Raw genomic sequence first — 13,441 nt, 5'->3', positions numbered from 1 at the left:
CGGTTCAGGCGCCCGGGGCCGCCGCGATCACGCCGGCGGCGATGGCCGCGCCGAGCACCGCGTAGTCGTCGGCGTTCTGGTGGGCGTAGGCGAGCGCGAAGTCGGCGACGGCGCGGTCGAAGACGTCCGAGCCGCCGAGGTAGGCGGCGATGGCGACGCGGTCGCCGGAGCGGGCGTGGGCGCGGGCCAGGGCCCGGCCGCAGAGCCGCGCGTAGTCCCGCAGCACGGCCGGGGACATGGTCTCCACCTCGGCCGAGCCCTTCATGTCGCGCAGTTGGCGCCAGTAGAAGTGGCGTTGTTCGGGGCCGGTCATCCAGCCGAGGAAGATGTCGCCGGCGGCCTGGACGAGCCGCTGACCGCAGACGACCCGCTGCCCCTGGTGGGGGTAGGCGGTCGGCGCCAGGTACTCCTCCAGGACGGAGCGGCCGGCCTCCTTGATCTGGAGGACGAGCGGGTCGCCCTCGTCCCGGCCTTCGAGGAGGAGGACGAAGCAGCGGGTGCCGACGCTGCCGACCCCGACGACCTTGCGGGCGGCGTCGAGGAAGCGGTAGCGGTCGAGGAGGAGCCGCCGCTCCTCGGAGAGGGAGCTGCGGTAGTCGCTGAAGACCTTGCCGAGGGTGATCCGGTCGATGTCCGTGGTGCGTTCGAGGAGCGGCGGGTCCTCGACGAGGTGCCGGTGCCCGGTGGCGTCCGCCTCGGTGAGCTTGGCGAAGGCCTGGAGGCTGGTGCGCCGGCGGGCGCGGGCGAGCCGGTTCTCCAGGCGGGCGCGGTCGCTCCGGCGGACCAGGGGGAGGAGGTCGTCGGCGGCGATCCGCTCGTACCAGACGTCGAGCTCCCCGAGGCCGGCGAGGCGGCGCATGGACGTGCGGTACGACTCGACGGCGACGAGGGCGGCGCGGCGGGCCTTGGGCCGGCTGCCGCCGTTCTGGAGGGCGGCGACGGTGATGCTGGCGGCGAGCCGCTTCACGTCCCATTCGAAGGGCCCGGGGAGGGTCTCGTCGAAGTCGTTCACGTCGAAGAGGAGCGTCCGTTCGGGTGAGGCGTAGACGCCGAAGTTGAGGAGGTGGGCGTCGCCGCAGAGCTGGACGGTGAGTCCGGTGTGGGGCTGGGCGCCGAGGTCGGCGGCCATGACGGCGGCGGCGCCGCGCAGGAACGCGAAGGGGGAGGCCACCATCCTGCCGTACCGGAGGGGGACGAGGTCGGGCAGCCGGTCCCGGGCCTGGCGCTCCAGGACGCCCAGCGGGTCGGGCCGCTGGGAGCTGGGTATCCAGCGGCCGTGGGAGGATCGGGAGACGTGCTTGCGGGCCTCCCTGCCCCGTGCGGCGCGCTCCGACGACGTTGTCATCCGGCCTCACCCGCCTCTTCCGCCGGGGCGGACTCGCCCCCGCCACCTGGAACCTCATTACAAGGCGCAACGCGCGTTTCGGCCACTCTTTCCGCCGGGACTGGCAAAATGGTTTAGACCAATGATAGGAATTGATCACCCGTACGGCCCATGCGGTCACGCTGAGCAACAGAGAGGGTTGATCATGGCCGAGCCCGATTCCGGGGCGGCGGCGGAAGTGCCGCTCTACCTCCGGGTCGCCGCCGCCCTGCGTGAGGATCTCGCCCGGCGGCGCATCTCACCCGGCAGCAGACTCCCTTCGGAGCGTTCGCTGTCCCAGCGCTACCACGTCAACCGGCAGACCGTGCGGAGCGCGCTCCAACTCCTGCGCGATGAGGGGCTCGTCGTCACCGACCGGCGCGGCACCTTCGCCGCGGGGCCGGGGGCGGAGGCCGGCGCCGAGGAGCCCGGGCCCGCCCCGAGGGTCCACCGGCCGACCTTCCCCGGCGGGCCCCGCGCGGCGGGGACGCTGGTACGGGCCTCGCTCGCCTGGGAGCCGCCGCCCGTCCCGCTCGCCCCGCGCCTCCTGCTCGCCCCCGGCGAACCGACCCTCGTCCACCGGCACGCGGTGCTCGATCCGCGGGGGGCGGCGCTCCAGCGGGCGGTGTCGTGGTTCTCCCGGCCCGCGCTCGCCGAGATCCCCCAACTGGCCCGCTACCGGCGGGGCCGGGACCACCGGCAGCAGCCCGACCTCCGGCTCCTCTACCACTGGATGCACCAGGCGGGGCTGCGGGTCGTCCACCGGGAGTCGGTGGGCGTCCCCGCCGACCCCGGGACGGCGGCGGGCGGCACGGCCCGGCTGCTGGTCCACCGGGTGGTCAGCGACCAGCACGGGCGCGCCCTGGAGATCACGGACATCGATGTCGCGGCCCGCTCGGCCGCCTGGACCTGCGAGTTCAGCGCCTGAGGACGCGGACACGGGAACGCCCGGGCGGCGACGGGCCGGCCCGGGCGTCCCCGTGCGAAGCGTTCCCTACGGGGCTCCGGGCCCCGTCCGGTGGACCGGCGGGGCCTCAGACGATCCCCTCCGCGATGTCCGCCTCCTCGCGGGCCGTGCCGTACGCGGTCGGGGTGCCGTACGAGCGGCGGGCGACGTACCACCAGACGCTGGCCAGGACGAGGACGACGGCGAGGGCGATGACGGCGTAGTTCATCGTGTCGACCGTCACCGGCGACTTCTGCGGCAGGCAGAAGAGGACGGTCACCAGGGCCACCCAGACGACGGCGGTCCAGCCGATCGGCCTGCTCCAGCGGCCCAGGTTCCACGGGCCGGGGGTGAACCGCTTCCCGGCGCGCAGCCGCAGGTAGATCGGGATGGCGTAGGCGGGCGTGATGCCGATGACGTTGATGGCGGTCACCGCGCCGTAGGCGGTGGCCGAGTACAGCGAGGGCACGGCGATGAGCGCGGCCACCCCGACCGAGAGCCAGACGGCCGGGACGGGGGTCTGGGTGCGGGTGCTGACCTTGCGCCAGAGCGCCGAGCCGGGAAGGGCGTTGTCCCGGCTGAAGGCGAAGACCATCCGGCTCGCCGCGGCCACCTCGGCGTTGCCGCAGAAGAGCTGGGCGACGATCACGACGAGCAGCAGGGCGGTGGCCCCGCCGGTGCCGAGCGCGTCCAGGAGGATCTGGGCGGGCGGGACGCCGGTGGCGCTGTTCTGCGTGGCGGCGTAGTCCTGGATCGCGAAGGTCAGTCCGGTGAGCAGGGCGAAACCGGCGATCCAGGAGACCCAGATGGCCCGCACGATGCCCTTGGCGGCGGCGACGGAGGCGTTGGAGGTCTCCTCGGAGAGGTGGGCCGAGGCGTCGTAGCCGCTGAAGGTGTACTGGGCGAGGAGCAGGCCGATCGCGGCGACGTAGAAGGGGTTCGCCCAGCCGGTGTCGTTGACGAACTCGGTGAAGACGAACTCGGCGGACTGGTGGCGGTCCGGGACGATCGCGAGGGCGCCGACGATGACGGCGACGCCGGCCAGGTGCCACCAGACGCTGACGGAGTTCAGGACGCTCACCAGGCGGACCCCGAAGAGGTTCAGGACGGCGTGGAGCAGCAGGATGGCCAGGAAGATGAGGAAGGTCGAGCCGGCCGTGGGCTGGAAGCCCCACTGGAGGTTGAGGAAGGCGCCGGTGAAGAGGGCGGCGCCGTAGTCGATGCCGGCGATGGCGCCGAGCAGGCCGAGGAGGTTCAGCCAGCCGGTGTACCAGCCCCAGCGGCGTCCGCCGAGCCGGTCGGCCATGTAGTAGAGGGCGCCGGAGGTCGGGTAGGCGCTGGTGACCTCGGCGAGGGCGAGGCCCACACAGAGGACGAAGAGGCCGACGCCCGCCCAGCCCCACAGCATGACGGCGGGGCCGCCGGTCCCCAGGCCGAAGCCGTAGAGGGTCATGCAGCCGGAGAGGATCGAGATGACCGAGAAGCTGATCGCGAAGTTGCCGAAGCCGCCCATGCGGCGGGCGAGGACGGGCTGGTAGCCGAGCTCCCTCAGCCGCTCCTCCTCGTCCTGGACGGGCGGTGGCTTGCGTATCGCGTCGGTCGGGGCGTCGGTGCGGGCCATGGTTCCTCCGGGGACGGGGGCGAGCGGAAGGTGCGTGCGGAAGGACGGGCGCGGGCCGGGGCGTCAGTCGCCGAGACAGCGGGAGCGGGCCCGCAGGAAGAACTCCTCGGCGAGGACGCGGTCGTCCGGGCGGGCGGTCCGGTCGGCCCACGGCAGCGTCGTGTAGTACGGACCGAGGGCCTCGAAGACCCGGGTCGCGTCGGTGAAGCGGAGGGCGCCGAAGAGGGCGTGCGCCAGGTGGTTGAGGTCGAGCAGGGAGGCCTCTTCGACGGCGCAGAAGAAGAACCAGGTGTCCAGGGCCCGCTGGGCGTCGCGCACGGCGTCCTCGGCGACCCAGTGGAGGTCGAGGGCGCGCTCCTGGCCGCGCTCGCGCCGGTAGCGCTCGACGCGCACGTAGAGCGGGAGGGCGTGCAGGGCGGACCCGACGGGCGCGGAGGAGGCGGCCCAGTGGGAGTAGTTGACGGCTTCGGAGAGCGGTCCGGAGCGCCGGGCGTAGACGAACTGGAGCATGCGGTGGTGCGCCTCGCGGTTGTGCGGGTGGCGCTTCTCCGACTCGGCGAGCAGGCCCCAGGGTCCGGGCGGCAGCATGGGGGCGGGCGGGGCGACCCGGTGCTCGGCCAGGCGCTGGGGGCCGTCGAGGGCGGCGAGGGCGAGCAGCCCGACCCAGGGCACCGGGTCGGCGGGCGAGCGGTCGACGGCCTCGTGGCAGGCGGCCCTGGCCTCCTGCCACAGCTGCCCGGCGCGGGCGTGGCCGGAGCGGTGGGCGCGGACGGCCCGCTCGACGGTGACGCGGCTGTGCATCACGGCCGCGGCGGGGCTCCCGGGCTGCTCGTCGCGCCAGGTGCGGACGACGTCGGTGCCGGCGGCGACGGCGGCGAGGACCTGGGTGCGCCGGGTCCAGGCGCCCCAGTCGGAGGTCTCCTCCAGGAGCCGGGCCATGGCCACCCAGCGGCCGGTGCGTAAGTCCTGGAGTGCCTGGCGCAGGGCGTGGTCGTGGCCCGCCGGGTGGTAGACGGGCCGGAAGCCTTGGCCGGCCATCAGGGGGCGGGGCGTGGTGTGGGCGGCATGGTTCCTCGGTGGATGGGGAGGGGTGGTCAGCCCCGTGGACGGTGTCCCGGCCGTTGATCGGCGATCACTATAGAGTGCTCTGGACTCGCCCGGTCCACTTTCTTTTTCTACGGCAACTATTAAGACAACGACTGAATTTGACTTACTGTCAGGTACGGCGGCGGACCTGACGGGGTCGCCCGGCGACGCTTGACGGAGCCTTCCGGCGGCGGCACCCTGACCCTTTTCGGTGAGCGGACGGTCACCGAACGGAACCACCGACGGGAGCGGCAGGATGACGGGCGGCCCGGTACTCGCCGTCGACCAGGGCACGTCGGGCACGAAGGCCCTCGTCCTGTGTCCGGAACGCGGTGTCCTCGGCAGCGGTGCGGCACCGGTCCGGCCCCGGTACCTGCCGGGCGGCCTGGTCGAGGTCGACCCGCGCGAGCTGTACGGCTCCGTGGTCGCCGCGGGACGGGCGGCGCTCGCCGGGGCGGGCGTGCCGGTCGTCGCCGTGGGCCTCGCCAACCAGGGCGAGACCGTGCTCGCCTGGGACCCCGCCACCGGTGAACCGCTCACCGACGCGCTCGTCTGGCAGGACCGCAGGGCCGCCGGGATCTGCGCGGAACTCGCTCCGCGCGCGGAGGAGCTGCGCCGTCTGACCGGCCTTCCGGTGGACCCCTACTTCGCCGCGCCGAAGATGGCCTGGATCCGCCGCCACGCCACCGGCGCGGGCGTCGTCACCACCAGCGACGCCTGGCTCGTCCACCGGCTCACCGGTGCCTTCGTCACCGACGCGGCGACCGCCGGGCGCACCGGGCTCCTCGACCCCGGCACGGTCTCCTGGTCGCGGACCGCCCTCGACCTGTACGGACTCGGCGGCGAGCCGCTGCCCCGGGTGGTGGACTGCGACGCGCCCGTGGGCACCACGACCGCCTTCGGCCCGCCGCTCCCCCTCACCGGCCTCCTGGTGGACCAGCAGGCGGCGCTGCTCGCGCAGAGCGCCGACGACCCGGCCGCCGCCAAGTGCACGTACGGCACGGGGGCCTTCCTGCTCGCGCAGACCGGTCCCGAGCCGCCGCGGACCGCCTCGGGCCTGGTGGGCTGCGTCGCCTGGCGACTGGGCGGCCGGGTCACCCACTGTCTGGACGGCCAGGTGTACACGGTGGCGTCGGCCGTCCGCTGGCTCACCGACCTCGGTGTGATCGCCGGGGCCGGCGACCTCGACGCGGTCGGCGGCGCCGTCCCGGACAGCGGCGGCGTCACGTTCGTCCCGGCGTTCGCGGGGCTCGCCGCGCCCTGGTGGCGGGGGGACGTGCGCGGTTCGCTCACCGGCCTCGGCCTGGACACGGGCCCCGGCCATCTGGTCCGGGCCCTGTGCGAGGGGATCGCCGCCCAGGTCGTGGAGCTCGCCTCGGCCGCGGCGGCGGACCGGGGCGCGCCGCTGACCGCGCTGCGCGCCGACGGCGGCCTCACCCGCAGCGCGCTCCTCATGCAGACCCAGGCGGACCTGCTGCAACGGCCCGTCGAGGTCTCCGCCCTGCCCGACGCCACGGCCGTCGGGGTCGGCGCGGTCGCCCGCCTGGGCCGCTACCCGGGGCTCGCGCTCCGGGAGGCCGTACCGGAGTGGAAGCCGTCGGCGGTGTACGAGCCCCGGATCTGCGCCGCCGAGGCGGAGGAGCGCCTCGCGCGGTTCCGCACGGAGGTGGCGGCGCTGCTGGAACGGCCGGGGGCGGCGGACGGCGACGGGGCCGGGGCCGGATGAGGGGCCCGACGGAGCAGGCGGTCTCCGGGAAGGTCACCCGGTCGGGCCGGCTTCCCACCGGCGGGGACGCCGTGTACGACGTCGTGGTCGTCGGGGCCGGGGTCGTCGGGGCCGCGATCGCCCGCGCGCTCGCCCGCCACCCCCTGCGGGTCGCCCTCGTGGAGGCCGCGAACGACGTGGGCGACGGCACGTCCAAGGCCAACACGGCCATTCTGCACACCGGTTTCGACGCCGTGCCCGGCACCCTGGAGGCGCGGCTCGTCCGCGAGGGGCACCGGCTGCTCACCGCGTACGCGCGGGAGACCGGCATCCCCGTGGAACCGCTCGGCGCCCTGCTCGTCGCCCGGGACGAGCAGCAGCGCGCCGCGCTCCCCGGCCTCGCCGAGAAGGCCGGGCGCAACGGCCACCACGGCACCCGGATCGTCGGCGTCGCCGAACTGGCCGCGCGCGAGCCCCACCTGGGCCCCGGCGCGCTCGCCGCGCTCGACGTGCCGGGCGAGTCGATCGTCTGCCCGTGGACGACCGTCCTCGCGTACGCCACGCAGGCCGTCCGCTCCGGAGCGGACCTGCACCTGGACTGCCGGGTGGAGGAGGTGCGTCCGGGCGCCCCGCACCACCGGCTCGTCACCCGGCGCGGCACGCTCCGGACCCGTCACCTCGTCAACGCCTGCGGACTGCACGCCGACGCCTTCGACGCCCTGGTCGGACGCGAGGACTTCACCGTCACCCCGCGCCGGGGCCAGCTGATCGTCTTCGACAAGTTCGCCCGCGGCCTGGTCCGGCACATCCTGCTCCCCGTGCCCGGCCCGCTCGGCAAGGGCGTCCTCGTCTCCCCCACCGTGTACGGGAACGTCATGCTCGGGCCCACCGCCGAGGACCTCGACGACAAGACCGCGACCGGCACGACCGCCGAGGGGATCGCCGGCCTGCTCGAACAGGGCGGCCGGGTGCTCCCCGCGCTCCTCGACGAGGAGGTCACGGCCGTCTACGCGGGGCTGCGGGCCGCCACCGGCCGGGAGGACTACCGGATCGCCGCGCACCCCTCCCTGCGGTACGTGACGGTGGGCGGCATCCGCTCCACGGGGCTCAGCGCCTCCCTGGCGATCGCCGAGCACGTGCTCGGCCTCCTGGCCGACTGCGGACTCGACCCGGGACCGGAGCGGCCGCTCGCCCCGGTCCGCGTGCCGAACCTCGGCGAGGCCTTCCCCCGGCCGTACCGGGACGCCGGACTCATCGCCCGGGAGCCCGACTTCGGGGCGATCGTCTGCCACTGCGAGCGGGTCACCCGGGGCGAGATCCGGGCCGCGCTCGCCTCGACGATCCCGCCGGGCGGCCTCGACGGGCTGCGGCGCAGGACCCGGGCCCGGGGCGGCCGCTGCCAGGGCACCTTCTGCGGCGCGGAGGTGCGGGCGCTGTTCGAGGGGGCGCGGTCCTCGCGGAAGAAGGACGGAGGGGACGGCCGGTGAACCGTACGGTCGACGTGCTCGTCGTGGGCGCGGGACCCGCCGGGCTCGCCGCCGCGGCCCGGCTCGCGGCGGCGGGCGCGGGCCGCGTCGAGGTCCTGGAGCGGGAGCCGGTCGCGGGCGGGGTCCCGCGCCACTGCGCGCGCCCGGGGTTCGGCGCGGACGCGCGGGGACGGCCCCTGGACGGTCCCGGCTACGCGCGGCGCGCGGTGCGGGAGGCGCTGCGGGCCGGGGCCGTCGTCCGGACCGGCGTCTCGGCCACGGGCTGGGCCGGCCCGCTCGCCCTGGACGTCACCTCTCCCGCCGGGCTCGAACGGATCGGGGCGCGCGCGGTGGTCCTCGCCACCGGGGCGCGCGAACGGCCCCGCAGCGCCCGGCTCCTCCCCGGGACGCGGCCCGCCGGGGTCCTGACCACGGGCGAACTCCAGCGGACGGTCGCGCGGTTCGGAGCCCGGAGGGGGTGCGCGGGGCGGAAGCACCCGGGGCGCGACGACGCGGGCCGGGAGTACGTGGGCCGGCGGGCGGTGGTCGTGGGCGGCGGTCCGGTGGCCCGGAGCGCGGTGCGGACGCTGCGCTCGGCGGGCGTGGAGGTGGCGGCGGTCGTCGCCGAACTCCCGCTTCCCGGAGCCGCTTTCGGAGCCGTTCCGGTGCTCACCGGCGCGGTCGTGACGGAGCTGCTCGGGCGCGGCCGGCTGACGGGGGTCGCGGTCCGGGGGCGGGACGGCCGGACGCACGTCCTGCGGTGCGACACGGTGGTCCTCACCGGCGACTGGATCCCCGACCACGAACTCGCCCGCGCCCGCGGGCTGCCGCTCGCGCCGGGCACGCGGGGCCCGGTGACGGACGGCGCCCTGCGCACCGCCGCTCCCGGGGTCTTCGCGGCCGGCGACCTCCTGCACGGCGGGGAAACGGCCTCGGTGGCCGCCGCCGAGGGCCGGACCGCGGCCGACGCGGTGCTCGACCGCCTCGGCGGCCTTCCCCGGGCCACGGGTGCGGTTCCGGTCGTGGTGGCGGGGCCGCTGGGCCGGGTGACCCCCGGTCTCCTCGGCCCGGAGGCCACGCCCCTGCTCGTACGGTCCGAGCGGCGTCTCGTACGGCCGGTCCTGACCGTCTCGCAGGACGGCGAGCGGCTGCGGCGGGAGCGGCTGCGCGGAACGCTGGTGCCGTGGCGTTCCGTACGGCTCGGCCCCGACTGGACGCGCGGAGCGGATCCGGCGGGCGGACCCGTGACGGTCGAAGCGGAGGAGTAGGAGGAACGGAAGGCGGAGGCGCGGAGGAACGAGGAGAGCGACGGGGGGCGCGGGGCTCCGGCGGACACGCGCCGGGGCACACCGTCGCGGGTGTTCCGACGGGCTGCGCGGGCGGGGGACTTCGGAGACACTGGGCCCCATGCCGGTCAAACGCAGCGCGGGTCTCCTGGTCTTCCGCCGGACGGCGGACGGTGGCGTCGAAGTCCTCATCGGCCACATGGGCGGGCCCCTCTGGGCGTCCCGCGAGGAGGGCGCCTGGTCGATCCCCAAGGGGGAGTACGGGCCCGACGAGGCGCCCGACGCGGCGGCCCGCCGGGAGTTCCGGGAGGAGCTGGGCCTCGCCGCCCCCGAGGGCGACTGGATCGACCTCGGGGAGAGCCGGCAGCGCAACGGGAAGCTCGTCACCGCCTGGGCCGTCGAGGGCGACCTGGATCCGGAGCGGATCGTGCCGGGCACCTTCACCCTGGAGTGGCCGCCCCGGTCCGGCCGCCTTGAGGCGTTCCCGGAGATCGACCGGGTCGGCTGGTTCGCCCCGGAGGCGGCGGCTCCGCTGCTCGTCGTGGGGCAGCAGGCCTTCCTGGAACGGCTGGCCGCCCGGCTCGGCGGGCGGGGCTGAGCCGGATTGTCGGAGGCGTGCGAGAAGGTGGTGGGAGCCGAACTGTCGAGAGGGAGCCCGACATGACCACGATCACCGCCGACGAGCGCGCGGCGGCCCAGGCGTATCTGCGGCTGCTCGAATCCACCCGGGCCGTGCTGACGGACCCGCGCCTCGCCCCGTACGCGGGGGCGATGCTCACCCGTCCGATGGCGGAGGCCGACGAGGCGCTCCGCACCGCCGGCCTCGCCGGGAACGAGGACCGGCTGCTGCGCGTCGTCTCCGCGCTGCGGTCCTTCTCCCCGACGGCGTGGGGCCGGGCGGGCTGAGGCTTCCGCCGGGCGGTCAGCGGGTCGGGCGGACCGGGAGCGTCCGGACGCTGTTGCCGACGAAGCCGGCGTGCCGGGGCAGGCCGTCCTCCGGGACGGCCAGGTCCAGGTCGGGGAAGCGGGTGAAGAGCGCCTCCAGGGCGGTCGTGGCCTCCAGGCGGGCGAGCGGGGCGCCCAGGCAGTAGTGGGGGCCGTGGCCGAGGGAGAGGTGCTTGGCCGTCGGGGTGCGGGTGACGTCGAAGCGGTCGGCGTCCGGGCCGTGGGCCTTCGTGTCGCGGCCCGCCGCCGAGTACCCGGCGAGGACGGGGGTGCCCCGGGGGACGAGGGTGCCGTCGACGGTGAGGTCGCGGGTCGGGTAGCGGAACGGGAAGTAGCTGACCGGGCTGTCCCAGCGGAGGGTCTCCTCCACCACGTCCGCCCAGGTCGCGCGGCCCGCGAGGACCAGGGCGAGCTGGTCGCGGTGGGCGCAGAGCGCGCGGACCGCGTTGGTGATCAGGTTCAGGGTGGTCTCGTGGCCCGCGACGATCATCAGGAGCAGCGTGCCGATGAGCTCGGGCCCGCTGAGCCGGTCGCCCTCCTCGCCGTGGGCGGCGAGGAGGGCGCTGGTGAGGTCGTCGCCGGGGGCGGCGGCCTTGGCGGTGACGACGGAGCCCAGGAGTTCGACGAGCTCCCGGTTGGCGGTGACGGCCCGCGCGGGCTCGGTGTCGGTGGCGACGACCAGGCTGGAGAGGTGGTGCAGCCGGTCCTGGTGGGCCGGGTCGACGCCGAAGAGTTCGCAGATGACGCCGAGCGGCAGCGGCAGCGCGTAGTGCCGGCGCAGGTCGGCGACGCCGTCCCCGGCCGCGGCGGCCTCGGCGAGTCCGTCGAGGAGTCCGGCGGTGACCGCTTCGACGCGCGGACGGAGCTCCTCGACCCGGCGGGCGGTGAAGGCGCTGCTGACCAGGGCGCGCAGCCGGCGGTGGTCGGCGCCGTCCGCGGTGGTCATGCCGGGCACGGTGGCGAAGGTGCGCAGCGGCCAGCCCTCGGGTATGCGGCCCTCGGCGAGGGCGGTGAAGTGCCGGGCGCCCTTGGCGACGTCGGGGTGGGAGAGGAACTCGCGCAGCGCGTCGTGGCCCAGCACCGCCATGCCCTCGACCTCGCCGGGCAGGACCACAGGGACCACGGCGCCCCCGGCGAGCAGGCGCGCGTTGTCCGCGTGCGGGCAGCCGCCCGCCGGGTCCATGCGGTGCGGCGGGCGGCCGGAGGCGGCGGGGTGCGGGGTGTTCACGTTCACGAGGGGGCTCCTGTCTGCGGAGACGGGCCGGTGCGGCGCGCGAGCGGTCAGATCCTACGGTCAACCGCGCGGATTCCGCCGGGAGTTGTCCGGCGCGGCGGGGCGTCCGGCGGAGCGGTCGGCCGGACGGGGCGGCGGGCCGGGGCCCCGGGGTTCCCGTACGGAACGGCGGTGCTCCGGTGCGGGGGTGAGGGGGCGTCACCCACCGTCCCCGGGCGCCCGGCGGCGGGCCCCGACCACCCGGTCGGCCCACGACTCGCCGCCGTACGCCACACCCCCTCCCCCGGTCGGCGCACTTCGATCTGCGGGTTCGTCACCTCCTCCCTACGGTGGCCGAATGATCGTCACGTCAGCTGTCCGTCACGCTGCCGCCGGTTCCGCGGCCCTGCTGTTCGTGCTGCCCGTTCCGGCGGCCGTCGCCTCCCCCGCCCCCACGGCCCCGTCCGTCTCCTCCGCTCCTTCCGTCTTCCGGGCCTCCGCCGTCGGAGAGCCCACCCCGCCGGTGGGGCGGCGCGTCGACCCGGCCCGGCTCGACCGGCGGGGCGTGCAGGTGCAGCCGCTGGCGGGCGCGCCCCGGCTGCCCGCGGCCTCCGCGCTGTCGTGGGTGATCGCGGACGCGTCCACGGGCGAGGTGCTCGCCGCGCGGGACGCGCACCGGAAGCTGCCGCCGGCCAGCACGCTCAAGACGCTGTTCGCCCTCACCGCGCTCCCGCGCCACGATCCCTCCGAGCAGCACACCGTGGCCGATTCCGAGCTGACCGGCATCGGGGCGGGCAGCAGCCTGGTCGGGATCAAGGAGGGGTACACGTACAAGGTCTCCGACCTGTGGAACGGCGTCTTCCTCAGCTCCGGGAACGACGCGGTGCACGTGCTCGCCGCGATGAACGGCGGCTGGGACTCGATGGCCCGGAAGATGCAGGAGAAGGCCCGCTCCCTGGGCGCGAACGACACCCACGTGGTCTCTCCGGACGGCTACGACGCCCCGGGGCAGGTGTCCTCCGCGTACGACCTGGCGGTCTTCGGGCGGGCCGGGCTCCAGGACCCCGCGTTCACCCGCTACTGCTCGACGCGGTACGCGGACTTCCCGGCGGGCTCGTGGTCGTACGGGATCGCCAACACCAACCGGCTCCTGACCGGGGAGAACGGGGTGGACCGCTATCCCGGGCTCATCGGCATCAAGAACGGCTACACGAGCAACGCGGGCAACACGCTGGTCTCCGCGGCCGAGCGGGGCGACCGGACGCTCGTCGTGTCGGTGATGAACCCGCAGGAGGGCGGCGGGTACGCCGTGTACGAGGAGGCGCGGTCGCTGCTCGACTGGGGCTTCGAGGCGGCGGGGCGCGTGCGGCCGGTGGGCTCGCTGCTGCCGGAGCGCCCGAGGGCCGAGGCGGACGCGCGGGCCGTGGCGGCGGCCCGGGACGGACGGGACGGCGCCGGGCCGGAGAGGGTGCCCCGGGCGGGGGCGGAGGCGGGAACCGCGTCCGCCGGGGCCTCCGGGACGAAGGGCGCGGGACCGAAGGACACCTCCGCGCAGAGCGCTCCGGCGTCGGGCTCCTCCGCGAAGGAGGCCCCGGTGCGGGGCGCGTCGGCGGAGGGCGGTCCCGCGCAGGGCTCACCGGTGGAGGACGGCCGGGCCGGGGACGGCCCCGACAGGGCCTCGGCGGCCTCGGACGCGTCGGCCGGTCCGCCGCTGGGCCTGATCGGCACGGCCTGCGCGGCGGCGCTCGCGCTGTGGCTGTGGCGGCGCCGGGCGGGCGCGGGCACCGGCGGCTCCGCGCAGGAGTGAGGA

Annotated in this window: 11 protein-coding genes; 7 read left to right on the top strand and 4 right to left on the bottom strand. The window is 75.9% G+C overall.

Going from position 1 to position 13,441, the window contains the following annotated elements:
- Positions 1–4 precede the first annotated feature (4 nt).
- Positions 5–1,345, bottom strand: coding sequence for a DUF2252 domain-containing protein (locus ACIQKA_RS04665; RefSeq protein WP_383429156.1), 1,341 nt, complete (start codon positions 1,343–1,345; stop codon positions 5–7).
- A 184-nt stretch (positions 1,346–1,529) separates the two neighbouring features.
- Here ACIQKA_RS04665 and ACIQKA_RS04660 point away from each other — a divergent pair, with 184 nt between their 5' ends.
- A complete protein-coding gene (locus ACIQKA_RS04660; protein ID WP_383429153.1) occupies positions 1,530–2,291 on the top strand; it encodes a GntR family transcriptional regulator in 762 nt (253 codons plus the stop codon).
- Positions 2,292–2,397: 106 nt separating this feature from the next.
- Here the strand turns inward: ACIQKA_RS04660 and ACIQKA_RS04655 are convergent, their stop codons facing one another.
- Entirely contained in the window at positions 2,398–3,930 is a 1,533-nt protein-coding gene (locus ACIQKA_RS04655) for an amino acid permease (protein WP_383429150.1), read from the bottom strand.
- Positions 3,931–3,993: 63 nt separating this feature from the next.
- Entirely contained in the window at positions 3,994–4,968 is a 975-nt protein-coding gene (locus ACIQKA_RS04650) for a hypothetical protein (RefSeq protein WP_383150841.1), read from the bottom strand.
- Between the two features lie 304 nt (positions 4,969–5,272).
- On the opposite strand from ACIQKA_RS04650, the gene ACIQKA_RS04645 reads away from it, so the two are divergent.
- The 5 genes from ACIQKA_RS04645 to ACIQKA_RS04625 all read left to right on the top strand — a co-directional run bounded on the left by ACIQKA_RS04645 (position 5,273) and on the right by ACIQKA_RS04625 (position 10,379).
- Complete coding sequence (locus tag ACIQKA_RS04645) at positions 5,273–6,742, top strand: FGGY family carbohydrate kinase (RefSeq protein ID WP_390106633.1); 1,470 nt, start codon at positions 5,273–5,275, stop codon at positions 6,740–6,742.
- On the top strand, positions 6,739–8,208 hold the full coding sequence (locus tag ACIQKA_RS04640) for an FAD-dependent oxidoreductase (RefSeq protein WP_402539963.1): 1,470 nt from the start codon (positions 6,739–6,741) through the stop codon (positions 8,206–8,208). Before ACIQKA_RS04645 ends, ACIQKA_RS04640 begins: the two co-directional genes overlap by 4 nt.
- Positions 8,205–9,455: an FAD-dependent oxidoreductase gene (locus ACIQKA_RS04635; protein WP_391093645.1), complete on the top strand. Its 1,251-nt coding sequence runs from the start codon at positions 8,205–8,207 to the stop codon at positions 9,453–9,455. The genes ACIQKA_RS04640 and ACIQKA_RS04635 overlap by 4 nt, the downstream gene beginning before the upstream one ends.
- A gap of 139 nt (positions 9,456–9,594) precedes the next feature.
- Positions 9,595–10,071, top strand: a complete 477-nt coding sequence (locus ACIQKA_RS04630) for an NUDIX domain-containing protein (RefSeq protein ID WP_383150834.1) — start codon at positions 9,595–9,597, stop codon at positions 10,069–10,071.
- A gap of 62 nt (positions 10,072–10,133) precedes the next feature.
- On the top strand, positions 10,134–10,379 hold the full coding sequence (locus tag ACIQKA_RS04625; RefSeq protein ID WP_383150832.1) for a hypothetical protein: 246 nt from the start codon (positions 10,134–10,136) through the stop codon (positions 10,377–10,379).
- A gap of 16 nt (positions 10,380–10,395) precedes the next feature.
- On the opposite strand, the gene ACIQKA_RS04620 is transcribed toward ACIQKA_RS04625, so the two are convergent.
- Positions 10,396–11,601 carry a cytochrome P450 gene (locus ACIQKA_RS04620; RefSeq protein ID WP_383442441.1) on the bottom strand — a complete coding sequence of 402 codons (1,206 nt, stop codon included), beginning with the start codon at positions 11,599–11,601 and terminating at the stop codon, positions 10,396–10,398.
- Between the two features lie 388 nt (positions 11,602–11,989).
- Between ACIQKA_RS04620 and ACIQKA_RS04615 the strand changes: the two genes are divergently transcribed.
- The gene (locus ACIQKA_RS04615) at positions 11,990–13,438 is read left to right on the top strand and encodes a D-alanyl-D-alanine carboxypeptidase family protein (RefSeq protein ID WP_402539962.1); all 1,449 of its coding nucleotides are present in this window, start codon (positions 11,990–11,992) and stop codon (positions 13,436–13,438) included.
- Positions 13,439–13,441 lie beyond the last annotated feature (3 nt).

The sequence above is a fragment of the Streptomyces sp. NPDC092045 genome (assembly GCF_044756005.1).
Taxonomy (GTDB): Bacteria; Actinomycetota; Actinomycetes; order Streptomycetales; family Streptomycetaceae; genus Streptomyces.
This window is presented reverse-complemented; position numbering and strand designations above follow the sequence as displayed.

Bases quoted from the DNA above. Each gene is read 5' to 3' on its own strand.
- ACIQKA_RS04625 (WP_383150832.1), top strand. From the start codon at position 10,134: ATGACCACGATCACCGCCGACGAGCGCGCGGCGGCCCAGGCGTATCTG.
- ACIQKA_RS04660 (WP_383429153.1), top strand. From the start codon at position 1,530: ATGGCCGAGCCCGATTCCGGGGCGGCGGCGGAAGTGCCGCTCTACCTC.
- ACIQKA_RS04620 (WP_383442441.1), bottom strand. From the start codon at position 11,601: ATGGACCCGGCGGGCGGCTGCCCGCACGCGGACAACGCGCGCCTGCTC.
- ACIQKA_RS04665 (WP_383429156.1), bottom strand. From the start codon at position 1,345: ATGACAACGTCGTCGGAGCGCGCCGCACGGGGCAGGGAGGCCCGCAAG.
- ACIQKA_RS04615 (WP_402539962.1), top strand. From the start codon at position 11,990: ATGATCGTCACGTCAGCTGTCCGTCACGCTGCCGCCGGTTCCGCGGCC.
- ACIQKA_RS04645 (WP_390106633.1), top strand. From the start codon at position 5,273: ATGACGGGCGGCCCGGTACTCGCCGTCGACCAGGGCACGTCGGGCACG.
- ACIQKA_RS04630 (WP_383150834.1), top strand. From the start codon at position 9,595: ATGCCGGTCAAACGCAGCGCGGGTCTCCTGGTCTTCCGCCGGACGGCG.
- ACIQKA_RS04650 (WP_383150841.1), bottom strand. From the start codon at position 4,968: ATGGCCGGCCAAGGCTTCCGGCCCGTCTACCACCCGGCGGGCCACGAC.
- ACIQKA_RS04640 (WP_402539963.1), top strand. From the start codon at position 6,739: ATGAGGGGCCCGACGGAGCAGGCGGTCTCCGGGAAGGTCACCCGGTCG.
- ACIQKA_RS04655 (WP_383429150.1), bottom strand. From the start codon at position 3,930: ATGGCCCGCACCGACGCCCCGACCGACGCGATACGCAAGCCACCGCCC.